General features: G+C 40.8%; 20 protein-coding genes, 1 tRNA gene and 1 pseudogene. 3 read left to right on the plus strand and 19 right to left on the minus strand.

The window, feature by feature from the left end; all coding sequences use genetic code 11:
- Window positions 1-105: 105 nt before the first annotated feature.
- The 10 genes from EXE29_RS06150 to cysS form a co-directional block, all read right to left on the minus strand.
- Entirely contained in the window at window positions 106-1,296 is a 1,191-nt protein-coding gene (locus EXE29_RS06150) for an HlyD family type I secretion periplasmic adaptor subunit (RefSeq protein ID WP_117006962.1), read from the minus strand.
- Window positions 1,293-3,431, minus strand: coding sequence for a type I secretion system permease/ATPase (locus tag EXE29_RS06155; protein ID WP_120364178.1), 2,139 nt, complete (start codon window positions 3,429-3,431; stop codon window positions 1,293-1,295). Before EXE29_RS06155 ends, EXE29_RS06150 begins: the two co-directional genes overlap by 4 nt.
- Window positions 3,428-4,924: a TolC family outer membrane protein gene (locus EXE29_RS06160; RefSeq protein WP_120364177.1), complete on the minus strand. Its 1,497-nt coding sequence runs from the start codon at window positions 4,922-4,924 to the stop codon at window positions 3,428-3,430. Before EXE29_RS06160 ends, EXE29_RS06155 begins: the two co-directional genes overlap by 4 nt.
- A gap of 184 nt (window positions 4,925-5,108) precedes the next feature.
- The gene (gene lptB, locus EXE29_RS06165) at window positions 5,109-5,855 is read right to left on the minus strand and encodes an LPS export ABC transporter ATP-binding protein (protein WP_106985446.1); all 747 of its coding nucleotides are present in this window, start codon (window positions 5,853-5,855) and stop codon (window positions 5,109-5,111) included.
- Window positions 5,855-6,421 carry a lipopolysaccharide transport periplasmic protein LptA gene (lptA, locus tag EXE29_RS06170; protein WP_106985445.1) on the minus strand — a complete coding sequence of 189 codons (567 nt, stop codon included), beginning with the start codon at window positions 6,419-6,421 and terminating at the stop codon, window positions 5,855-5,857. Before lptA ends, lptB begins: the two co-directional genes overlap by 1 nt.
- Complete coding sequence (lptC, locus tag EXE29_RS06175; protein WP_106985444.1) at window positions 6,405-6,953, minus strand: LPS export ABC transporter periplasmic protein LptC; 549 nt, start codon at window positions 6,951-6,953, stop codon at window positions 6,405-6,407. Before lptC ends, lptA begins: the two co-directional genes overlap by 17 nt.
- A 40-nt stretch (window positions 6,954-6,993) precedes the next feature.
- Complete coding sequence (locus EXE29_RS06180) at window positions 6,994-7,533, minus strand: KdsC family phosphatase (protein WP_106985443.1); 540 nt, start codon at window positions 7,531-7,533, stop codon at window positions 6,994-6,996.
- 3 nt (window positions 7,534-7,536) lie between these two features.
- Window positions 7,537-8,514: a KpsF/GutQ family sugar-phosphate isomerase gene (locus EXE29_RS06185; protein ID WP_106985468.1), complete on the minus strand. Its 978-nt coding sequence runs from the start codon at window positions 8,512-8,514 to the stop codon at window positions 7,537-7,539.
- A gap of 213 nt (window positions 8,515-8,727) precedes the next feature.
- A tRNA-Gly gene (locus EXE29_RS06190) sits at window positions 8,728-8,803 on the minus strand.
- A gap of 65 nt (window positions 8,804-8,868) precedes the next feature.
- Complete coding sequence (gene cysS, locus EXE29_RS06195) at window positions 8,869-10,290, minus strand: cysteine--tRNA ligase (protein WP_106985442.1); 1,422 nt, start codon at window positions 10,288-10,290, stop codon at window positions 8,869-8,871.
- Between the two features lie 427 nt (window positions 10,291-10,717).
- Between cysS and EXE29_RS06200 the strand changes: the two genes are divergently transcribed.
- Window positions 10,718-12,835 (plus strand): TonB-dependent receptor plug domain-containing protein, encoded by a 2,118-nt coding sequence (locus tag EXE29_RS06200; RefSeq protein ID WP_120364176.1) that lies wholly within the window; start codon window positions 10,718-10,720, stop codon window positions 12,833-12,835.
- Between the two features lie 101 nt (window positions 12,836-12,936).
- Here the strand turns inward: EXE29_RS06200 and EXE29_RS06205 are convergent, their stop codons facing one another.
- Complete coding sequence (locus tag EXE29_RS06205) at window positions 12,937-13,224, minus strand: hypothetical protein (protein ID WP_117006967.1); 288 nt, start codon at window positions 13,222-13,224, stop codon at window positions 12,937-12,939.
- Between the two features lie 367 nt (window positions 13,225-13,591).
- Here EXE29_RS06205 and EXE29_RS06210 point away from each other — a divergent pair, with 367 nt between their 5' ends.
- On the plus strand, window positions 13,592-14,305 hold the full coding sequence (locus tag EXE29_RS06210; protein ID WP_117006968.1) for a glutamine amidotransferase: 714 nt from the start codon (window positions 13,592-13,594) through the stop codon (window positions 14,303-14,305).
- 199 nt (window positions 14,306-14,504) lie between these two features.
- A complete protein-coding gene (locus EXE29_RS06215; protein WP_117006969.1) occupies window positions 14,505-15,131 on the plus strand; it encodes a LysE family transporter in 627 nt (208 codons plus the stop codon).
- 96 nt (window positions 15,132-15,227) lie between these two features.
- Here the strand turns inward: EXE29_RS06215 and EXE29_RS17695 are convergent.
- The 8 genes and pseudogenes from EXE29_RS17695 to EXE29_RS06255 all read right to left on the minus strand — a co-directional run.
- Window positions 15,228-15,296 (minus strand): annotated as a pseudogene (locus EXE29_RS17695) (YceI family protein); the annotation flags it as partial.
- 149 nt (window positions 15,297-15,445) lie between these two features.
- Entirely contained in the window at window positions 15,446-15,961 is a 516-nt protein-coding gene (locus EXE29_RS06225; protein WP_120364220.1) for a glycoside hydrolase family 108 protein, read from the minus strand.
- A gap of 248 nt (window positions 15,962-16,209) precedes the next feature.
- Complete coding sequence (locus EXE29_RS06230) at window positions 16,210-16,524, minus strand: hypothetical protein (protein WP_120364175.1); 315 nt, start codon at window positions 16,522-16,524, stop codon at window positions 16,210-16,212.
- A 76-nt stretch (window positions 16,525-16,600) separates the two neighbouring features.
- The gene (locus EXE29_RS06235) at window positions 16,601-19,240 is read right to left on the minus strand and encodes an SGNH/GDSL hydrolase family protein (RefSeq protein WP_120364174.1); all 2,640 of its coding nucleotides are present in this window, start codon (window positions 19,238-19,240) and stop codon (window positions 16,601-16,603) included.
- 9 nt (window positions 19,241-19,249) lie between these two features.
- Window positions 19,250-20,902: a phage terminase large subunit gene (gene terL, locus EXE29_RS06240; RefSeq protein WP_120364219.1), complete on the minus strand. Its 1,653-nt coding sequence runs from the start codon at window positions 20,900-20,902 to the stop codon at window positions 19,250-19,252.
- Between the two features lie 2 nt (window positions 20,903-20,904).
- On the minus strand, window positions 20,905-21,240 hold the full coding sequence (locus EXE29_RS06245; protein WP_120364173.1) for a hypothetical protein: 336 nt from the start codon (window positions 21,238-21,240) through the stop codon (window positions 20,905-20,907).
- 65 nt (window positions 21,241-21,305) lie between these two features.
- Complete coding sequence (locus EXE29_RS06250; RefSeq protein WP_120364172.1) at window positions 21,306-23,831, minus strand: hypothetical protein; 2,526 nt, start codon at window positions 23,829-23,831, stop codon at window positions 21,306-21,308.
- A 58-nt stretch (window positions 23,832-23,889) separates the two neighbouring features.
- Window positions 23,890-24,195: a hypothetical protein gene (locus EXE29_RS06255; RefSeq protein WP_120364171.1), complete on the minus strand. Its 306-nt coding sequence runs from the start codon at window positions 24,193-24,195 to the stop codon at window positions 23,890-23,892.
- Between the last annotated feature and the right edge of the window lie 7 nt (window positions 24,196-24,202).

The following is a 24,202-nucleotide window of genomic DNA, read 5'->3' on the forward strand; positions in this document are numbered from 1 at the left end:
AAGTAAAATCCAAACGCCTAATTATAACGTGTTTTTATTTTTGGCAGAGATGAAAAAGCCCCCGCATGCGGAGGCTGTATAAAAACAAAGCTAACTTAGTTTGGATTAACGTTCACGCAATGCTTCACGTGCCTTGTTAAACGGTTTAACCAAATAATCCAATACTGTTTTTTGGCCTGTACGAATATCTACAGTCGCCACCATACCTGGTGTAATTGCAAAGCTTTTGCCAGCTTTATTCACTAATTTATCACTGTCTGTACGAATATAAACACGGTAATAGAACTGATCTTGTTTCACTTCATCACGCAGTGTATCTGGTGAAATAACAGTTACCTTACCTTTTAGTCCACCAAAAATTGAATAATCATAAGCGGTGATTTTTACCAAGGCTTCTTGACCCGGATGAATAAATGCAATGTCTCGTGGTGAAATACGTGCTTCAACCAAGAGTTGCTCATCCAACGGTACAATAGTCATCAGCTTGCCATTTTGTGGTACAACACCACCCAAGGTCATCACATCAATTTCTTTCACTACACCTCGTACAGGCGACTTAAAGGTGGTGCGACTTAAAGTATCAGACTTACCACGTACCACTTGTTGTTGTGTTTCCACATCAGTATTGGCTTTAGACAACTCTTCACGCGATTTCACATAATATTGATTTCGCACGTCATTCATTTGGTTGCGTAATTCATTGGCACGACTTTTTAAACGAATCACTTCCACTTCACTGGCGGCACCTTTGGCAACAAGTGGTGCTGTCATTGCTAATTCTTCTTCAATTAATTGTAAAGACTGCTTTAAACCCGCCAGTGATTGTTCAAGGTTGTCACGACGGCTTTGGTAAAGCGCTGTTTCTTCACGTACTAATTTTGGATCACGCTGTACTTCAGGTGGAAAGCTTAAAGGCGTACCATTTACTTCCGCACGTAAACGCGCCGAGGTTGCACGTGAAGCTATCAATAAAGACTCTGACTCACCTACATTGGACTCTAAACGGGTTGGGTCTAACTGGGCAAGAACCTGACCTTGCTCCACAATTTGGCCTTCGCGCACATTCATTTTGGTAATAATACCGCCTTCTAAAGACTGAATAACTTGTTCTTTTGAAGATGGAATAATTTTACCTGTGCCCGTTGATACTTCTTCTAACTTAAACAACCACGCCCAAACCAATATCACCAATAAACCAATACAGATAATCCAAATAATCAGACTGGCTTTAGGTAATGGTGGCTCTTGATACGAAACTTTGTTTGAGCGCTGTATTTCTTGATTATTTTCACTCATGTGCTTGCTCCCGTACCGCGGTTTTGCGCACCACCAGATTGGTTAAGGATTTGGTCACGTGGACCATCCATCACAATTTTTCCGTCATTGACCACAATAATTCGATCAACCAACTCCAACACAGCACGACGATGCGTTGCCACAATCATCGTTCTATTGCGTAGGTACAGCTTCAAATGATTGATCAACTGCTTTTCAGAGACATCATCAATTGCTGCTGTTGGTTCATCTAATAACAAAATATTGGGTTGACGAATTAATAACCGCGCAAGGAGTAAAGCTTGACGCTGACCGCCAGAGAAACCAACGCCACCTTCCAAAATAACGTGGTCGAGACCTTCTTTTTTCTCTTGAACGAATGCCAATGCACCTGTGAGTTGTAATGCTTGCATCACTTGCTCATCGGTTGCCAACGGCGCGCCTAAAGTTAAATTTTCACGTATAGAACCATAAAATAATTGTGAGTTTTGATTCAATAAACCCATATCACGACGCACGTCAGATGGATCAATTAAGCCCAAATCAATACCATCAAGTTTGACCTTGCCTTGAATTGGCGTTTGCATACCAGAAAGCAATTGCAATAGGGTTGATTTACCCGCGCCGTTACGGCCTAAGATTGCAATTTTTTCACCTGGTTTAATTTCAAGTTTTGGAATGACCAAACTAGGACGTGGGTCATCTTCACCATATTTGAAAACTACACCATTCAGCTCATAGTTCCCCTGAATCACTGGACGATGTACCAAATGTGAATAGTCAGGTTGATCGACTGAACGTTTCATCAGTTCATCTAAGCCCGTTTTTGCAACTTTGGCTTGTTGTAGGCGACCCAATACACCTGTGAGCTGTGAAATAGGTGCCAACATACGTGAAGATAAAATTGAACAAGCAACCAATGCACCTGTGGTCATCTCACCTTTCATTACCGCAAAACATCCCACCAAAACCACAATTGCAAAGGCCAAACCTTGTACTTTTTGTGTCCATGCACTCATCAGACCAACGATTTTACGTTGTTCCATACTGACACTGGCAGACACTTCATTCATGTGATTCCATTGGTTTTGGAAACGTGATTCTGCACGCAAAAGCTTAATATCTTCAATACCTTGTACAGCTTCCACCAGCATCGCATTACGAATAGCGGATTCACGCATACCCATTTGTGCCAAACGCGCCAATGGTTTTTGTGCAAAAATGCCTGGCAAAATCATTAAAGGTACAATCGCTACCATCACCCAAAATAGGTTGCCACCTATGAGCCAGAAAATCCCCAAGAACAGGAAGAAGAATGGCAAGTCTGCAATGGCTGTAACTGTAGTTGAAGTCACCAGTTCACGTACACCTTCAAGCTCACGAATTTGTGAAATGAAAGTACCTGTAGATTTTGAGCGTTCATTATTCTTAATACGTAAGGCATGACCAAAAACACGGTCGGAAATACGTAGGTCAGAACGCTTACCAATAATGTCTGACAAGTGAATACGTGCAACACGTAAGGCAAACTCAAAAATGGCTGCAATGAGTACACCACCCGCCAAGACCCATAGCGTTGGAATAGATTGCGATGGCACCACACGGTCATACACGTTCATGGAGAACACGACCGTAGCAAGCGCTAAAATATTTGCCATTAATGAAGCAAACATAATATCGATATAGCGCTTCCAGTCTGTTAGTACAATTGACCAAAACCAGTTCTTTTCAAATGGCTTAATGTACTCATCGACGCGCATGTCTGGCACAGAGGATTCAGGGCGCAAAATATAAATATTTCGCACACCATGACTTAAACGCTCAATTGGAAAAACTTGAGATAAGCCTTCATCTCCACTGAGTTGTACGCTGGCATTACCGTCTACATCTATGCGTTCGATAATCCCCACTTCACCACTGTTAAACTCAATCAGCAACGGCAAGCGCCACGGATTTAAAAAACTACTATCAAATTTATTTTTACGTACATTGAGGCCGATTTGCTTCGCCATAAAACCAAGCATTTCATCTACATTGGCGTGCTGGTTCCAATCCAATTGTAAACGGATACGCTCTTCTGATGGTTCTATGCGGTAGTGCTTAGCGATGTTTAACACCGCTTGAAGCCACGGCTGATAATTTATTGTATTACTCATGGCTGGACTTCAAACCCCTGAATAGTCGTATTATTTAAATCGTAAGTTGCACGTGTACGCCCTGTCACTTGTATGTATTGCACAAGTGCTGCATAAACATCGTACTGAGAAGAAACGATTTCTTGAGCTGCGCTATGAATGGCCTGTTCTGCGTTTAATAGATCAACGACAGTTCGAGTGCCTAGCTTATATTGTTCTTGATAAAGTTCTTTGGTACGCACTGTAGTCTCACGACGCTGTACCAAAATAGACATTTGACGCTTTTTGTTTTCAATTTGTTCACGGATTAAACGAACTTGATCCAATACGTCCAAATAAGATGTATTGACCTGTGCACGTGCTGCTTCCTCAGCATAACTCGCTGCACGAGTTTGTGCTGCAATCGCTCCACCTTGATAAAAATTACTGCTTGCTTCAAGCATGATGGAATTATAGAAACCATCATCCTTGTTATTATTGGGGTTACGACCATTTACAGCTTGGCTTAAACTGCCACGCACATTAATGGTTGGATAAGCACTCAATTTGGCTTGTTGCTTTTGAAGTTTAGCGACCTCTACCCCAGATTGCGCCAACATCATATTTGGAATTTGAGTGAAATCTGGATCTTGGTACAATTCTGCTTTGCGCACCAATTCATCTGGAATACCCCACTCAACATTGGATACATCAAAACCTAGTAAGGTTCTAAGGCGTTGCTGGTACTGTTTTAACTGGGTTTCTTGTACCACTAAATTAGATTCAGCAGCTTCTAAATTTGACTGTGCTTGAATTGGATCGGCTTGACTGCTAATCCCAGCTTTTGCACGTAGATTTGCAATTTCTGCAATACGCCCAATGCCTTTAATCTGTTGTCGAGCAATGTTGGTGATTTCTTGATAGCGTTTTGCATTAACAATTGCACTTGCAACATCATAAGAAATTTCATCTAAACTGACCAATACTCGTGCTTGCTGCTGCAACATCTTGGCTTCTTCAATATTTACGCCACTTTTAACCTTACCAAAATCGTAAAGCATTTGTGACGCACTCAATGAAACGACCTGACCACCACGCTCACCTTTGGTGAGATCGGCTGTTTGCAAGCCACCCGAAAGTTGTGGATAGTATTTAGATTTTGCTAAATCGATATTTGACGCCTGCTCTGCTACAGACGAAATAGATTGAGTGATTTCTGGGCGTCGCTGTACAGCTATGTGTACAGCTTCTTTAAAACTTAATCGACGTGGCGCAATATTTCCATATTGTGTTAATGGTGCATTGTCTGCACGCCCAATCACTGGAAGTTCAGCTACACGAGATGTATCAAGTGGAAACTTACTGAGCTCAGTAATGTCTATTTTATCGGCTGAACGAGTCGGCTTTGGTGAAAAAATCTGACTAATTCCGTCTTTAAAAGAGTGTAAATAATCTTTGCTTGTCGACTCTGCATGTACCATAGATATAGAGAATGGTAAAAGCAAAATAACAAAGCTCCCTCTTTTAGTTATCATATTTTATGATGCCCCCAATCCTTTCTACTTTTATTAACGCTCTTTTGAACAATTCTATTTTTTAATCAAGTGTATACTGTATCAGCAAATATTTTTATCTTTTTACTGATTATTCTTATTATTCTAATAATTTAAAAACCCCAAAACAATGACATAAGTCACATTTTTGAGGTTTTTTATGTATCTAAACGGTAAAGTCATCTCCAAGATAAACTTTACGAACAATTTCATTCTCTAGAATTTCAGTTGGCGAGCCTTCAGCAATCACTGCACCTTCGCTCACAATGTAAGCATGCTCACAAATTGCCAAAGTTTCACGTACATTATGATCCGTGATTAATACACCAATTCCACGGTCTTTTAAGGTGCGAATAATGTCTTTAATATCCCCCACCGAAATAGGGTCGACACCAGCAAATGGCTCATCCAATAGCATGAACTTTGGATCGGCTGCTAAAGCACGTGCAATTTCAGCACGACGACGCTCACCACCCGACACACTCATACCTAAAGAATCTTTAATATGCGTGATTTTGAAATCCGCCAAAAGCTCTTGTAAACGTTGCTGACGTTGTTGTTTATTCAGGTCTTTACGCGTTTCCAAAATCGCCATAATATTTTCAGAAATTGTCAATTTTCTAAAAATAGAAGCTTCTTGCGGTAAGTAACCAATTCCTTTACGAGCACGCTCATGCATGGCTAGATCAGACAGGTCTAAATCATCTAAATGAATTTCACCTTTGTCCATTCTTACTAGCCCGACCACCATGTAAAAGCTCGTGGTTTTACCTGCACCATTTGGCCCAAGCAGGCCAACAATTTGACCACTTTGCATATTGAAAGAAACGTCTTTTACCACCCAACGTTTGCTATAGTTTTTTGCTAAATGCTTAATGCATAAAGTCTGTACCTTATGAGCAGATTGATCCATTAATCACTTGCTCCTGGGAATGATTTAGCGCTTGATGGTGGAATCACAATTTTCACACGACCACCTTCAGAACCCGTTTTATTTGGGGTACCTTCGGCAACAATATCACCTTTGTTCATGCTGTATTTGAGGTTAGCACCACGAATAGATGCACCTTCTTGCTCTAATAAAGCATTACCAGATAAGGTAATAATACCTGTTTCGGCATTATAAATAATTTTTTGCGCTTGGCCCTTTGCTAGGCCTTTTACTGGATCAGTCTTTTGTTGGAAATACGCTGGGCTACCAGTAGCCGTAATAGAGCTAATTTTGCGACCGCTATTGAGGTTGGCTACAATCGAGTTAGCCTGTAACTTCATTGTACCTTGCTCAATAATCACATTTCCTGAATAGGTGGTTACACCTGTTTTTTCATTAAAAGTTGCACGGTCTGCAACCAATGAAATTGGCTGATTACGGTCTGAAGGTAAAGCAAATGCGCCCACAGAAACGACAGCCAATGAACCTAATAACGCAACTCGCTTTAAGAATGCTGTTGATAATTTTGATTTAAGATTTAGGTTCATACTTTCCTCGAATATTAAAAAATTCGTACTGCCCATCATTTAGATTTGCTTTAAGTCCATTACTAACGAACTCAGCCTGTGGTGATTGCACCAAAACTTGTTTATTGGTTTCAATTTCACGGGTTTTAGGAAATGCCGTCAACTCATCAGTTGTAAATTGCATTTGCCCTTCAGCCATCAATTTTGTTGCCTTTACTTGATCTTTTAGCACAACTTTTTCATTGTCATTATAGCCATTGGCTGTTTTTGCAAAAAAAGTCGCGTCAACTTGACCATTGGTATAAGTAGAAGCATTTAAATTCGACAATTGTGCGGTTTTCTGTTGTACGTTTTGCTCAAGTCGATCGACTTGAGCACGGACATATAGCTTGCCGTTCTCATCGGTTTGTGTCAGATGAATATTGTCCGCAGAATAATTCATACTGCGTGAAGATTCAGCCTGAAGTTTATTGCCTTTACCACTGTAGTAGTAATAACCACCGCTTACAGCTGCAATTGCAATAGCAGTCACATATAAAAATTTTGTATCCATAAGCGGGGCATTTATCCACATTTAATGAATGTTTAGTTTATTAATTCGGGGCACTGGCATATTTTTCAAGTAGTTCTTGATAAACCCCTTTGGCTACCAACAACATATCGCAAATTTCACGTACTGCGCCACGACCGCCTGTTGCTTGTGTAACTAAATCAGCACGGCGACGAACTTCAACATGGCCATTCGGCACAGTGACTTTCATTCCAGCGATTGCAAAAGCAGACAAATCCGGCCAATCATCACCCATATACAAGCATTCTTGTGGGTCAAGATTCAGCTGTGCACATGCTTCACGTAGTGCCACGCCTTTATCTTCACGGCCTTGGTACACCAAGTCCACACCCAAATCAGACATACGCTTTTCAACGATATTGCTTTTACGGCCTGTAATGATGATGACTTTGATTCCAGCTTGCTGAACCAATTTCATGCCCAATCCGTCACGAATATCAAATGATTTCAGCTCATCACCTGTATTGGTGAGTGTTACAAAACCATCACTTAGAATTCCGTCTACATCTAGCACCAACGCACTTACATGACGCGCTTGCTCTAATAACACATAAGATGCCATTAATTAATTTACCCCAGCTTGAATCAAATCATGCATACCAATGACACCAATGACTTTATTTTCGTCATCCACAACAACAAATTGGTTAATTTTCTTCACATTCATTTGCTCAAGTGCTTCTACAGCACGCGCTTCTTTTGAAATCGTTGAAGGATGCTGAATCATAACCTCGGATACAGGTAAATTCACATCAAAACCTTGTTGTTTATCAATTAAACGACGCAAGTCACCATCTGTAAAAATACCCAACAACTTATCATTGGCATCAACAATTGTGGTTAAGCCTAAACGCTTATTTGAAATTTCATACAACACCTTATTCATTGGTGTTTCTGGTAATACTTTTGGTAACTCATCACCTGTATGCATTAAATGCTTTACATGTAACAACAAGCGCTTACCCAAAGCACCTGCAGGATGAGATCGTGCAAAATCATCTGAAGTGAAGCCACGTGCTTCAAGTAAGGCAACTGCTAAAGCATCACCCAATGCCAAAGTGGCAGTCGTGCTTGATGTCGGTGCTAAACCAAGTGGACATGCTTCTTGAATATCACCCAAAGTTAAAGCAACATCAGCATTTTGTGGCATTGGGCCACGGTCATGGCCTGAAATAGTAATAAGTGGTACGCCCACATGCTTAATCAATGGCATCAGCATCATAATTTCATCACTCTTGCCTGAGTATGAAATTGCAATGAGCACATCGCCTTTCACCAACATGCCTAAATCGCCATGACCCGCTTCACCAGGATGCATAAAAAATGAAGGTGTGCCTGTAGAGGCAAAAGTCGCAGCCATTTTACGGCCAATATGGCCTGACTTACCCATACCACTAATGACTAATCGGCCTTTACACTGCAAAATGATTTCACAGGCTTTGCTAAAGCGATCATCTATTTCATTCGCCAATACTTCTAGTGCATGGCGCTCGATGCTCAGTGTTTCTAGAGCTGTTTTCTGGAAATCAATTTGATTTGGCATATTTTGTGGATTCAAAGTCGGTTTACCTTTTTCACTCATTCCCAATAATCAGGTCTGAGTTGTTGTCATAAACTAAGAATAATTTTGGCTATTTTAGCATATCTCATGAAATTGAACGTTTCTAAATGTTCAACTTTTAAGACTTCACACCTTGTTTTAACAATTTGACGCAAAAAAAAACCTTAGTCCGTAAGACTAAGGTTTTTTAAATTTTGGAGCGGGAAACGAGACTCGAACTCGCGACCCCAACCTTGGCAAGGTTGTGCTCTACCAACTGAGCTATTCCCGCAATATGGGAACGAATTATAGAGATTTTTTCATTACTGTCAACACTCTTTTCATTCGTTTGCTGAATTAATCAGCACGACGCCATACTGTACCTTGGCGTGTATCTTCCAATACAACCCCTTGATCTAGCAAAGATTGACGAATTTCATCTGCACGCGCAAATTCTTTTGCCTTTTTCGCATCAACACGTTGTTGAATTAAATCTGCAATTTGCTCTTCAGACAAACCTAATGCTTCTTGGCCAATATCAGACTTTAAAAACTCATCTACATTGTACTGTACTAGCCCCAACACATTGGTCAAATGACGTAAAGTTGCATAGTAGATTTCTGCTTGAGATGCATTTTCTTCTTTTACAGCAGTATTCAAGGCTTTGTTAATTTCAAACAATACCGCAATCGCTTCTGCTGTATTAAAGTCATCACGCATGGCAGCATTAAAACGCTCCACCAGTGCTTCATCTAAAGTTTCAACCAGTTTATCGCCATACAGCGCTTGATATGCTTTAAATGAATGGTAGAAACGTGTCAGCGTAGTTTTGGCTTCTTTAAGTGCAAAGTCTGAGAAATTCACAGGACTACGGTAGTGTGAAGACACAATAAAGTAGCGAATAACTTCAGGATGGAACTTATCCATCACATCACGAATAGTGAAGAAGTTACCCAATGACTTCGACATTTTCTCGCCATCGACATTAATAAAACCTACATGCATCCAGTAGTTTACATACTGTTCACCTGTAGATGCTTCTGATTGTGCAATTTCATTTTCATGATGTGGGAAAGTTAGGTCAGAACCGCCACCATGAATGTCAAAATGATTACCTAAGCAGCAAGTCGACATTGCCGAACATTCAATATGCCAACCCGGACGACCATTGCCCCAAGGTGATGCCCAAGAAGGTTCATTTTCTTTGGCATGTTTCCAAAGTACAAAGTCAAACGGATGCTTTTTCTCAACTTCTACATCAACACGCTCAGATGCACCCGCTTGCATATCTTCAAGCTTACGACCAGATAAACGACCATATTTGGCAAATTTTTCAACTTCAAAATATACATCGCCATTTGCAGATGGATACGCTGTACCTTTATCAACCAAATTACCAATCATATTTTGCATTTGGTCAATGTAATCTGTCGCACGTGGTGCTTCATCTGGGTGTAAACAGCCTAGGTTTTCTGCATCTTCATTCATTGCTTGAATAAAGCGATCAGTTAGCGCCGTAATACTTTCGCCATTTTCATTGGCGCGCTTAATAATTTTGTCGTCAATATCGGTAATGTTACGTACGTATTTTACATTCCATCCCTGACTGCGCAAAAAGCGAATAATATAGTCAAATGCAACCATCACCCGAGCGTGACCGATATGACAATAGTCGTATACAGTCATGCCGCATACATACATATCGATGTGACCTTCTTTACGAGGTACAAATTCAACTTTTTTACGTTGCTCTGAGTTATATAGAACAAAAGGTTGCATAGCTTTTCAAAATGCTTCTACGAAATGATGGCTCATCTTAACCTAAGCACTATTTTTCATAAAGTTTTCACAGAAAAAATAGTGACTAATTCTGCGAACTTTTTTTGGTTCGTTGTATATAGCTTATAAATCAGCAACGGTTTAGCAAGATGTAAAATTGAATACTTATATCTCCACCCTAAATTTCAGCTTCAATTCAGCCATGCTGTGGATCCATTACTAAACCCTTTACGGCGCCAATGCATTCGAGCTAAAGACCATAAATCAAAATACGTGTTCAGTATTTTTAGACTTCATATCCTTAAGATTTGTATGGATTTTATGAGTGAATTTTTTATGCATTCTGTCGCTTAAAATCCGATTTCCTCCATTTTTCTCCACAGTTTTCAGCTAATCTTACGCAAAATTACATTTGGTATATCCAATAATGAAATGCATGCCAACATCATTTAAATATAGCGCACTCAGCTGTGCACTTTTTGCAGTTTCACCAGCACTTTGGGCTGTAGATGCAGAAGCAACTGCAACTCAGGCTACACCTGCACCTGTCCAGACTTTATCGACCATGACCTTTCAAGTGGCAAAAGCACCAGCCGTAGTGAAAGACCCTGATATTAGTGCTGTAGCCAAAACAGTGATTAGCCGTGAAGAAATGGAAAAATTTGGCGACCAAAGTGTGAATGATGCCTTGCGTCGTGCTGCAGGTTTTCAACTACCAAGTCCAGGTCAAGGCCCACGTGGCGGTAATGGCAGTATGCGTTTCCGTGGTGGCGGTGCACCTGTATTTTTAATTAATGGTGAGCCTGTACAAGGTGGCCCACGTGGCGGTATGTCTGTGGTCGACAGCATCACACCCGACATGATTGACCGCATTGAAATTGTGAAACAGCCAAGCGTAGCTCAAGCCTCTGTTGCTAGCTCTGCAGTGATTAATATTATTTTAAAACAGCCATTAAATGACACCCGTATCAGTGGCTCTGTTCGTGCGGGATATGGTTTAGCCAAGGCAAAAGGCAAAGAAGAAGAACGTAAAAATATTGGCATTCAAATGGATGGCCGTACAGATCCTTGGATGTATAGCTTATCTGCGAATAGTTCATGGAATGACACAACCTCTGTAAGCAAAACAACCAATGCAACAGGTACAACCACAACGCAAACACGCACGACCAATCGTAGCTCACAAATGCTTGCACCACGTGGCGAATACCAAATTGATGATCAACAGAAACTGGTTGCTGAATTGTTCTATCGTAACAATGAAAGCGAAGGTAATGCTCAAGACCAAATTCAAAATGATAAAAACGACAGTATTCGTTTAAACGCCCGCTATGAACGCAAAGATAAAGGTGATTCAGACAAAATCCGCCTGTCTATAGAACAGCAAAATGAGACTGAGTCGACGCGCTCAAGCAAACGCCAAAGCTACATTGATGAGCAAATCAATGAATATGGTTTGGCTTATGATGGTGTACGTAAATTTAATGAAACCAAGCAAATTAAATTTGGTATGGACCTTCGAAGCAGTGAGCTTGACAGCAATATTGCACAAACCCTAGACGAACAGCGCTACGCACTTTATGCAGAAGGTAGTTGGAAGTTTACGGATCGCCAAACCCTTACTTTAGGCGCACGCCAAGAATGGATTAATCGTTCTGGCTTAGTAAGTTACAGCGATCAAAACCTTAGCCCTGTGCTTGCACATCGCTTTGACTTTACGGAGCAATGGTCTTTACAAACCAATTTAAGCCAAGCTTTCCGTAGCCCAAGAGCTGAGCAATTAATGCCGACTGTTTCTGTCTCTACTGATGCTGATGCTGGCTCATTAAATAATCCTGACCAAGGTGGTAACCCACTCTTACGTCCAGAAAAAATCAGTGCTTACGAAACCACCCTGGGTTATAACACGCCCGCAGGTGGTGTGAATTTAACGGCTTACTATCGTCAAATTAGTGACTATATTGAAAATAGTATTCGTAGTGAAAATGCGCAAGGCGGTGTATGTACAACAGCAAATGATCCTAGTTGCCGTTTTGTACAACGCCCAACCAACCAAAACAATGCAACCACATACGGCGTTGAACTTGCAGGTCGTTACGCGCTTAAACAAACTGATAATGGGCATTCATTCATGTTAAATGCACAATTATCAACTGTTCGTGCCGAAATTGAAGAGGAAAATGGTGCCAAACGCTTAGCCAGTGATGTTGCGCCCTATACGGCAAGTACAGGTGTTTCGTATAACTATCAACCTTGGCGAGTTTCTAGTAGCCTAAACCTCAATTACACACCTGAGTACACACGCCTACTGAATAACAGCAGTAATGCAGAAAACTACAACCGTACCCGTAATGAACGGGTCAATGTAGACTTAAGCTTTACTAAACGTTTTGATAACAACTGGTCAGCTTCATTAAATGCACGTAATATCTTTAGCACAGATTATAAAGAACGCTTAGTGAAAGTAAGTGACGGTAGCTTATATCAAGCACGTTTAAATGAATCTATTCCAAGCTATATGCTAACTGTAGAGAAAAAATTCTAATCCTTATCATATTTAAACCTATAAAAAACCGACATTTGATATGCCGGTTTTTTATAAGATAGGACAATAGTTAAAAATATATAGTGATAAATAAAAATCAGTTAAGGATCAATTTTAATATGCTTGAGTAAAGATGCAATGCGTGCTGTATGTGCTTTATTACCACGCTTTTCCATAACAACTGTTTCTAAACGCCACAAATATTCAAAAATTTCTGATTCACTCACCTCAGACTTTATGAGCATAAAAATTTTAGGTAAGAATTCGTCGTATTCATCACGCATAGCAGGTCGTGATCCAATACCGAGCGGATCCCAATCCTTTAATAAAATTTTATGAATCGCATGCAACAAGCTCGCATCGCGATTCTGCTCAACCTCTCTTCGCATACTATTTTCTCTAGGTTTTATTATACTATTCATATATTTATATTTATTAATTCACCTTAAGTCAATCTTAAGATATGAAATTATGCGTTCATATTAACAGTTGCAATTTTAATTCCAATTCGCTTGTTTGACATCAAAAGTATACTTTTTCGCCACATCATGTATTTAAAATACATATACACTTGTGCTTAAATTTTAACATTCACAAAACCCTATAAAAATTGTGCCATTTTTCAAGCTCGTGCATATCCTACACTACATAATCCCTTCATAGCATTTAAAATAATGGATACATACATGCTTACACTTTTTATTTTTAGCTGAGCACGTTACATTATTCACCTCTCCTATTCATGTAGATAAAACCATGAGTAACGTATTTTCAGACACTATTTATGCCATCCAACACCTTGCCTTTGAAGACCTCGGTAGTTTTGAAGACGTCTGCTATCAATTAGGTTATCGCGTACGTTATTTTGAAGCAGGTGTTGATGACCTACGTAAAGCACTAGAACATGAAGGCCTAACCATTATTTTAGGTGGTCCTATTGGTGTATACGAAACTGAGAATTATCCTTTCTTACAACAAGAAATAGACTTACTCAAAGTTCGTTTGGAAAAAAATCTACCTACTTTAGGGATTTGTTTAGGTGCTCAGTTAATTGCACATGCTTTGGGTGCAAAAGTATATGCGGGAAATAGCAAAGAAATCGGCTGGTCTACACTCTCCATCCATCCTACTGAAAATCATCTCTTAGCACCCTTAGCTCATCAGCCCGTATTACATTGGCATGGAGATACGTTTGACTTACCCCCACAGGCAACTTTGCTTGCAAGTTCTGAACTTTACCCAAACCAAGCCTTTGCAGTTGGCTCACAAATTTTAGCATTACAGTTTCATTTGGAAGTACTCAGTAACAGCTTAGAAAAATGGCTGATTGGTCATACTGCCGAATTAACTCAGGCCAAAATCAATATTCCTGCACTACGCCAAGAGAATATTGCTCACGCGCCACAGTTAGAAGTTATTGCAAGTCGTATATTTAGCCAATGGCTTCAAGCACTCAATCCGAATACTTAATCGCTCTAATTCAGATATCACGCTTCAACTTAGTCTTGTTTTAAATTTAGTCTTGTCTTCACCTTTTATAGGTGGAGCAAGAATATGATGCTCGACTTCTAAAATTGCAACTTCAGCATAACGCAATTCAACAAATACTTTATTTTTCTTCTTAAAGCGCCTATAACTTCAACAACCTTAAATCATAAGACGAACAACCATGACTGCGCTCATTAGTATTGCCCTTATTCATCTATTTGCATTAATGAGTCCTGGGCCTGATTTTTTCTTTGTCACGCAAAGTGCTATTCGTCAATCACGATCACATGCTCTTTGTGCTGCGCTCGGTATTGCTTTAAGTATTCTGGTTTGGTCCATTTGCGCGGTGAGTGGTTTACATTATTTATTTCAAAAAATAGGCTGGCTTCAACAAGTGCTCATGGTCTGCGGGGGCATTTATCTCTGTTACTTAGGCTATCAATTATTAAAGTCAGCATTTAAACCAGCAATAAGCACACCTGCACAACACACCGCAACAAATGCCCTAAAATCAAGTAAAAAATTACTTCTACAAGGCTTTTTAACCAACATGGCCAATCCCAAAGCTTTGGTGTACTTTAGCAGTGTATTTGCCCTTGCAATTAATACTGACGCCACACTACTTCAACAAAGCTCCGTACTGGCATTAATCTTTTTTGAAAGCTTATTGTGGTTTGCATTAGTTGCAGTCTTGTTTTCTACATCTAAAATTAATCATTACTATCAAAAAATAAGTCAGAAAATTGATGGCATTACTGGCGGAATATTTATTAGCTTTGGTTGCATGCTCATTTTAAATCGTGATTAAGCTAAACAACGCCCCCGTATTCCAATAAAAAAAGCACCTCTATAATGAGGTGCTTTTTAATGCTCAGACACTGTAATGAGACATTTACATCAAGCTTTATTTTGTGGCAGGTACAGAAGCTTCAGTTGTAATGTTTACAGTAATTTTGTCACCTACGTTTGGTAGGTTAATTTTAATATTAAAAACCAATAACATATATTCTATTGGTGCATTTTTGGTGTTTTATTATTTTTATCCACAATTTAAAAAAGCAGAAAACCGACTTATTATTTCTAATTAGTCGGTTGAATTACTTGCATTAAAATAACATAAACTTAGTTATCCTGCGCAGCATATTTCAAATTATCCGCTACACGATTCGTCCAACCTTTGCCGTATGTAGGCCATTTACTGAGTGATGTGTAGAACTTTAAGCGCTCAGCTGTCAATGAAAGTAAGACATCATTCAAGTCTTGAGCGTTTACGGCCTCAATGGTTTTTGGCCCGATAACACCATCAGCTGTTACTCCAACTGCCTGTTGTAATTCTTTAATTGCTCGGCTTCGCCCAGCATTAATTGCAAAGTCCCAAAGCTGGAATGTGATAGCAGAATGCAAGCCATGGCCGCCTAATTTATCCCACCAATCTTTTTTATAAATTTCTTTGGCTTGTTCAAGCGTTAGATTCTTAATATCAAGGTTTGGGTAAGTATTTGCAGCTAAACCAAACTTTGTGCCTTTTAAGGTTCCTACACCAACTTTGCCAAGTGTCCAATTCCCCGGGTCACGACTGTCTTTTGAGTAGCCACCCTCATGCCCGATTAACCTTCGGAAGGCTTCATCAAAAGTAATTGAGTCGGCAGGCAACTTTGCAAACCCTAAAATTGTTGGTTCTGGGTGCAATTCTGGCTGATATTTCTTTTTTCCGAATAATGCCAGTGCTGGTAGAACTACTGTCAAAAGCATGGCGTGGTACTGTGGTGGAATGATTTGTGTATCAATCCCTTGTTGTAAAATGACTGGTACGATGCCGAGAATGAAAGCACCCCATACCGGTAGTTTTACGGATAAGTATTTCATTGGATTATCAGATGTAAAGCTCATTTGTTATCATCCCGATGGCTTTGAATAATCGCCATATCTTGTTTGAGTTGATTGATAGAGTTGATCGACCATGTACCACCAGAAATAGCGAGACCAATTACAATACCTGTCACCCACTTGAGCATTGAAATTGCACCTTGTGCCTTATGGTTGTCTTGTTCAAGGATTTCAACTTTTGCACGTTGTTGATCAAGCGCCTGGTGGTATCCTTTGTTGATTGCATTAGCTTCAATCAGTTGCTCAGACACCTTCTGCAACCGATCCGATACTTCATTTAATTTTTTCCAAAGTGATGCACTCGGCTCATTCACTTTTGCCCCCTAAATTTTGGTATTAAAAAACCCTGATCTCATTAAAGATCAGGGTTGGTGGTGGTTTGTTGTGTTATCAGAGCAAGTTAAAAGATGCCGCTAGCGTTCGCCCATAAAGCGGCTGACCAACAGACATATTTGGATGCAAACCATCATCTGTCACACTCAAGATATTTATTAAGTTAAACCCGCTGTTTGCGAACTGATCTGCAACTCTTACACCAAACAAAGCACAAACTTCTATGATTGCTTGTCTATACTGTTGTAGAGTTGCTCCAGCGCTATTTGCTGCCGGATAGAATGGCTGTGCTGGCACAGTCACAAATTGACTACGTATCGTAGGCGTTGCCCACATCACACGAAGCGTTGGTTTCCACGTAAATAGCTGCCACAATACCTTGTAAACATCTGCATAGAATGTATTTGCAGTGGTTTCATCTACCGCATCAGCAATAGTTCCTAGCGGTCTGTGCGCTCCGTAGTCATTAGTACCCAAAGGAATAACGACATGTGTTGCATTAGCAAAATCATCCGCTGTTAAGTTGCGACTACCGTCTGCAGACTTGAGAGCATCTTTAACTTGGCGACCAGATTTTGCAAAGTTTGCAATGATTGTTGATCCAGTCTGATTAATAAAATACGGTTGCCAGCCACCAGCAGTTGCTGATTGATCTGTAAATGAGTCACCAAGCAAGACAATTTGCGCATCCTGATTTGGCTTGTCACCTGTCAGCAAATACGGTCTATATCCAGCGGGCTTTGTTGTGCCGATACTGACATGTAATGAATAACGTCTACGCAACATAGATAAGCTTATTTGCATACCATCAACATTTGACGGGACAGTGAAAGAGCTGTCTAGTGGCGCTTGAACAGAAGAAACAAAGGTTGATCCATTTCTAAAGACAATGACTACATTATTGACTAGAGGATAGTGTGCAGTAATAAAAATATTTTGACCCACCACAACAGGTATGACACCTGTTGTGAAATTATTAGTTGCAGCGTAACCACCCCCATTCACGTTTGAAAGCGCCCAATTGTCTTGGCCTGTTCTTAAATCAAATAAATTCGGCCGCGAAGCTTGCTTTAATCCTATAGCATCAAAACTTTTACTGATCACTGTCATTGAGTCTTGAAGACCTTGCAGTGACGCAAAAGCAACATAAGACGTAGGAAGTGATGAGCCTTTAACTAACATCAAGCTGTCTAAATTTGACAAATTATTAACTTGGAAACGAACATAAAAAGCATCACTTGATGTTGTAAAAGAAGTATTAGCTGTAACAGTAAAAAGCCTTAAAAAATTACCATTTTCATCATATTCAGCACCACCATTGTTACCAGAGGGCTTGTTTGATATATAACTTTCACCGCATTTGACCGCGATAAAATCTGCAACAAACCAAGCAGAAATTGCATAAGGAATACCCGTTCCGCCCATCGCGTAGTTCTGCAAAGCTCTGGATTTATCAAATAAATTCACACCCCTCGGCACTGCATTATCAATGACTGCCCTAGCATTCGTAAGCTCATTACGTTTCGCTGTTGCTGGGTCGACGTATCCAAAAGCAATATACGACGCAGGAAGTGATGTGCCTTTTATTAGCATTTGCTTTGAAAGCGTAGCGGTAGCCTGATGAAACCGCAGATAAAATGCGTTTGATGGTGTTGTGACTGTCGTATCGGCAGCAAGAGCTGTTTGTGATATATATGCTTTGCCTTTTGTATAAAAAGCAACCGTGCCAACTGTTATTGAAAACTTATAACCTTGGCCTGAAAGAATTTCTATGAAATCACTGGCGCTATTTGATGCTGAAGTATAAATCGCACCATTTGCATCTATCGCGCTGCCAGCTGAAGCACGACTCATATCAAAAAGATTTCGTACTACTGGTGCTTTACCAACAGCGTCATAAGTAGTTTGTTCTTTTGAGTCTGCGTAATTTTTAGCCTGCGCCAGCGGATCATAAGCGCTCTTTGTCAGTGTTGTGCCGTTCCATTGATATGTCCCGTTGTTTTCCCCATCGTTGGTGACTTCGACAATATTATTTAGCGGTAATGTGGCTTGTGCTGCTTGGGCTGCTGCTAGGGTTTGGTAGGCTTTGTGACCACCTGCTATGGCGGTAAGGGATGCATCAATATTATCTGCATACTGCTTTGCTAAATCTTTGGATGAATTAGCACTTGTTGCCGATAAAGCTGCTGCATTTGCTTGTGCAGTTGTGTCTGCTAGAAGTGTTTGAGATTGAGTGGTGTTACCTAACACCTCGTCAGCCAATCCAGCTGTGCTATCACGCAACTCTTGAGCTTGAATTAATGTATCTTCAAGTGCAGTTAGATTGACATCATCTCGGAATTTCTGAATCTTAAGATCAAGTAGCCAGTCCTTAACCCCTAATTCTTGAATTTTGTACCAAACCCGATCAAAGTCACCATTCACTGACTGTGGACGGAATGAGTTATTGTAAGACTGATAATCTGTATTTCGGCTAAATGGAGTATTTCGTTGAATGGTAATCTTTTTACCATCCTCCGGTGCAGTACCAAAAATCACAGCACCACCGTTTAATGACCACGCACCCACAACTGGCTCTACATCATCAACCAGTACAATTAAATGGTCCTGATTATCACAATCAAATTCCAGCGCGAAACTGGTTGTCACACCATTACCAATGTGCTCGATATACGGAACTTGCTCTGATACAGCCATGAGTTCACCCTAATGCTCAAAATCCAAGGCGGCTTCAACAACACCACCATCTGATCTCCAATTAGGCGACTCATTGACTTCGTTTTGTCTGTGTATTTTCCCAACACGTTCAGGTGAATCTGTAACTGCTCCTGCAAGTGAATCCAAATCATCATCTGGCTGCTCAGTGATTGCAGGATTAAACATGCGCATGTTCTTGTACTGTCTAGAGCTATTCTCACCTTCTTCTGGTGTATCAATGACAGACGTATGCACCCATAGCAGACCTGACATTAATGGGCCTTCCAGTGCCTCTAGAATGCGTTTATTTTTAGCGCCTGTGCTATGAATCTCTTTTACACCGCAACGTATACGGCGAGCTTTTAGTGCACCTTTTAATGCTGCTGGTGCAAAGTTACCTATACCATTAGTTTCAATGGTGATGCTTGTAACATAGAAGTCTTTAATCAGATCGCATAGCTGCCAAACTTGACCGCCGATGATATTGCCGTGTGCATCGTGTGTGACTACATCACCAGTGAGTGCTACAGATCTATGCCAGTACTTCACCCCAAAATCATCGTGCAACACCAAAGCAACAGAGGAAATATCTGATTTCAATTTACCGCTGGATGGATCCCACCGCATTGTAATACCTACAATTTGGCGCTCCCCAAGTAACATTATGTGCTGACCATTAGCACGTTTTAATACTGGCTCTATTTCATAAGGAATCATCTTGTCAGGATCAAGACGGACATTACCTACAGGTTTGGCATGCAGCTGGTATTGCGAGTCCCATTCATTGATTGTTCGGCATTCACGGCGACGTTCTTCCATGATTTGCGGAGTGAATCGCTCAGGCCACAATGCTTCACTGTAAACATCAATGAGATAGTGTGACTCATCAAAAGTAATAAGATAAATATTGCCTTTTTGCTCAACACAGTAATCAGTACCTTCTTTTAAAAGTTTGGAATTAGTACCAATTCCGCTAAAAATATAGACTGGCTTGTAGTCTGTAATTGCCTCTATGACTTGTTCAAAACGCTTCTCTTTTTCAAACATTTTTAGAATAAGGCACTTAGCGCCGAGCTTTTGAATTCGCGTGTACAAGGAGTCGTGTGTATGCGGCGTACCGACAAAAAGCTTTTGCCCTCCTGGTATTAAAATATGTGTTTGTTCAGATAGGCGGTACAGCAACTTTTCACGTGCCTCCGGTGTACCAATGTTACTCGGAACTTCTACGTCATCATTTTGGATTTCATTAGCACGTGCACCAGTCACGTTTGATAGGATGCCTCGTGCATGAATAGAACCATGCCGCACATCAGTAGAACCTGACACCCACCACTTCTGTGTTTCACCGCGCGCCTTTTTAATATTAAATATTTGGCAGAGTGGATGACGTTCTAATACTTGCTCAGTACCTCGACTAACCTTATAAGCATCAGGATCTGTCGCTCCTTGATGCAAGATTAAATGATCAGGACTGCAATACAACTTCCATGCGTTATAAACGTCTAGAATTGTAGATTTCCCATGACCACGCGGCATCATTAAAAGGCCAAGCGCGCCGTAGTCCTCTAGAAAATCACAGACGTCTAAATGAAAATCAGGCACTACCCAATTCATGACCTCGGCATAAACTAGGTAGAACGCAGCAAAGCTGACTTTAATCACAATCAACTCGGGCGTTGTTTACGCTCTTCTAATTTCTTGGCCACACTTTCAAGAAGCTGTGCTGCCTGTTGCTCAGGCGTGATAGAACGCTCATCTGTATTGCCACGTGTAAGTTCATCATCATTCAGAATGCGCTTTAGTTTCTCCATACATGACAATGCTTCTTTAGCTCCCTTATAGAGCCAAACCTTATCCCCGCGCCCTTCTTTTTCGAATATATCTTTGCCGTAAGCTTCCGTGATCAAATCAACAGTATCTGTACCCGCCATTTCTAAACAGAGTTTTAATTTCTCTTTGGTTTCAGGTTTTAAGTGACCTGGTTTCTTTTCAATCGTCATAAAAAAAGCCCTCGCATATAATCCATATATACAAGGGCTTAACTAGCGGTTTGTTGGGTAAGAATCTATTGCACCATTTTTTCAAAATCAGGCGCTTGAATATCACCTATATCATCACCCCAAAACCGGGTGCGATCATGTTCACGTTCCGCCTTACGCATCAACTTCTCACGGTAACCCGGTGCAACTATATCCTGCATTTCATCAAATATCATTCGATTTGCAGCAGCTTTGGTGTACCACAAGTTTTGTGCAGGGATTTTGCCTTTTAACAATTTAAAAGCTTCATTGGCGGCATTGGTATCCTTGCCCTCATAATACTGCGTGAAATTGCCGACAGTTAAGCCAAGCACCGCTTTCGCATCCGAACCCAATGGCCCAACCATAAAGTCTGTAGAACTGCGCCCGCTGGTATCTGTACCGGCCACAAGTATGTCACCAAGAATGGAAAGGCCGCCGCCTTGGACTGCTGAGCGCGTTAAAAAGTTAATGCTCTTTTGTGGATCTTCACTGTCCCACATCGTTGAGGGATCGTTACCATTAGCAAGTTCTTTAAGCTGTACGACCAATGCACCGAGTAAAGTTGTCATTGCAACAATAGATGCACCATAAGCAGCTTTTGAAGTGCCCTTTTCAAACGACATAGCACGACTACCATGGCGCATAAGAAATGCCACTGGGAATGATTTAAATTGCAGCATTCCTTTTAGGATTTCGCCCATAGCTGTTCCTTTCTTTTGCCCTGCACTCATCCATGTACGTTCACGCAATCCAGCCTCTACAACTGCCATACCTTGCTCATCAAGCAAATGCGCTTGAAAGCTGGAGGCAATTTCATCTTTTACACTTTGCGGGTCACCAAATGCGGTTAATTGTTCGTTTGGAATCTCATATATAGAGCGTGCAGACATAAGTTGGTTGCCTTTGCGATCGACAACTGGCTCAGCCAAGCGCATTACTTCCCACACACGTTCACTGAGTCCTGTTTTAGACATCAGCTCACGATCCATTTCACTAAGATCCGACCATGCCTTATCACGGCTTAAACGGCCGTATTTCTCCATCAACATTTTGGTAAAACCGACTTTGCTTGCTGCAGTTAAAGCATTCAGTCCTGACACACGCATAACCTGTGATGCAATGGCACTTGATACACGTGCAAGCTTTTGGCTTTTGCCACTTACAGAAGTAAGGCCATCATCTGACCAGCGCGCAATACTGCCGAGCATTTCTTCTGTCGCAAGGCCGAGGGAATGCGCCAGCTCACGATCTTCTTTGTTTTTAGGGTTTAACTGTGAGATTAGCTCACCAAATGTTTTACGGTAAGCAATGCCATGAATTGAAGCGGTTTTCTTAATCATGGCTTGGTCTGTCAAACTGGAAAGCGTTGTTCCGCCCAACATGCTTGCCACATTCATAGATCGATACGCTAAGCCCAAATTAGCCAGTACTTCTGATTCAGGTGTATTAGCACCCATAAACTCATCAAACATAGTCTGTGCGCGTTTACGTGACTTTCCTGTAGTACTTGCATCAATACCTTTTAACCAGTCTTTCTGTTCTGCTGCATCCATTAAAATGCGCATAGCACTTTTTGGATTACTGCCTAAGTTTTCAACCAGCGCAATATCTTTAGATAAGCCGTTAATGTGAGCTTCAACCAAGTCTACAAACGGCATACCGCCGAAATCTGCTTGATACTCAAGCCAAGCATCAGCATCTTTGAAATGAAGTACACGGCTTTCACTGTGACGTGATGTAACCTTTGAATTACCACCAAAAGACTGACGACCTACTTCGGTTTTGTTTGCACCATTACTGCTAAGCGTATCGTATGAGTATTCAAGCAATTCACGTATCTGTTGTTGCGAATAAAATGAGCCATCCTCATGCACATATTTTGAAGTATCAATCAGCTGTTCAGCTTTATTTACCCAAGCTTCTTTGCCAGCCTTAACTATTTTGGCAAGGTCATGTGTCTGAGGTAATCCCCAGTCATCCAGCTTGCCAATATCACCGCCTGAACGATTGAAGCGCTGGCGCATGCCTTCAAAGACTTCGCCCATCTTGTCACTGATCTGCTTAGCTAATGAGTCACCTGTGTTATCGCCAAATCGCTCACGTACAATTTTTTGCACCAAGTCTTTATCAGTGAATACACCTGTACCGCCTTTTATGTTTGTGTAGAAGTCCACCAATTCGCCACGATAGATTGATGCCGTTGCACGTGCTTTTGAATCAATTGATTGAATGCCTGACATATCGCCATGCGGTGCAACCATGCGGTCTACAACTTCGCTGGCGCTTAATGTTGGATGCTCTAAAGCAGTAAGATTTTTATTCTGTGTGAGGATGTCACGCGCTGCAATGGCGTGCTTGCGTTTGAGCTGGTCTTGAATATCCTGCGCAACAAACTCGCCTGCCTTGGTGAGCTTTTCTGTTTCTGATAGGTTGCGCCATGCTTGAATATCCTTTCGTGCAATTGCCTTTTTAGCATCAATTACACGTTGATCAATATTCGCAGCTTCTTGAGCTGTTAATGATTCTTTGCCTAAGGCTTTGGCTACAGCTACTTTGCATTGGTCTTTCATAAAAAAATGCTCAAATGTTTTTAGCATCTGAGCATTTTTTTAAGACTTGTTTGTTGGGTTATTCATCCTGCTTTATAGGATGACTTGAGATAGATGTCTCGTATTCAACAGTATATTGCTTACCTGTATCATAAAGTTTTGCAACATCCAGTAGAAAATCTTCCAAGGGTGAAACAAATTTTTCTATTGCTTTAAAGTCTTTAAAGCGCTTGGCATTATCAGGCCGAGCATCATAAAGTGTAGTGACCATCATTTCATTATCATTGATGCCAATTACAAAATCCTCCTTTGTCGGATGAATTAACACATACCCCAATAATTTTTTACTCACTTGTAAGCCCTCAAGTTTTAAGTATTTTTGCATAAGCACG

The organism is Acinetobacter sp. WCHAc060006 (assembly GCF_004209135.1).
In the GTDB taxonomy this organism is placed as follows: domain Bacteria; phylum Pseudomonadota; class Gammaproteobacteria; order Pseudomonadales; family Moraxellaceae; genus Acinetobacter; species Acinetobacter cumulans.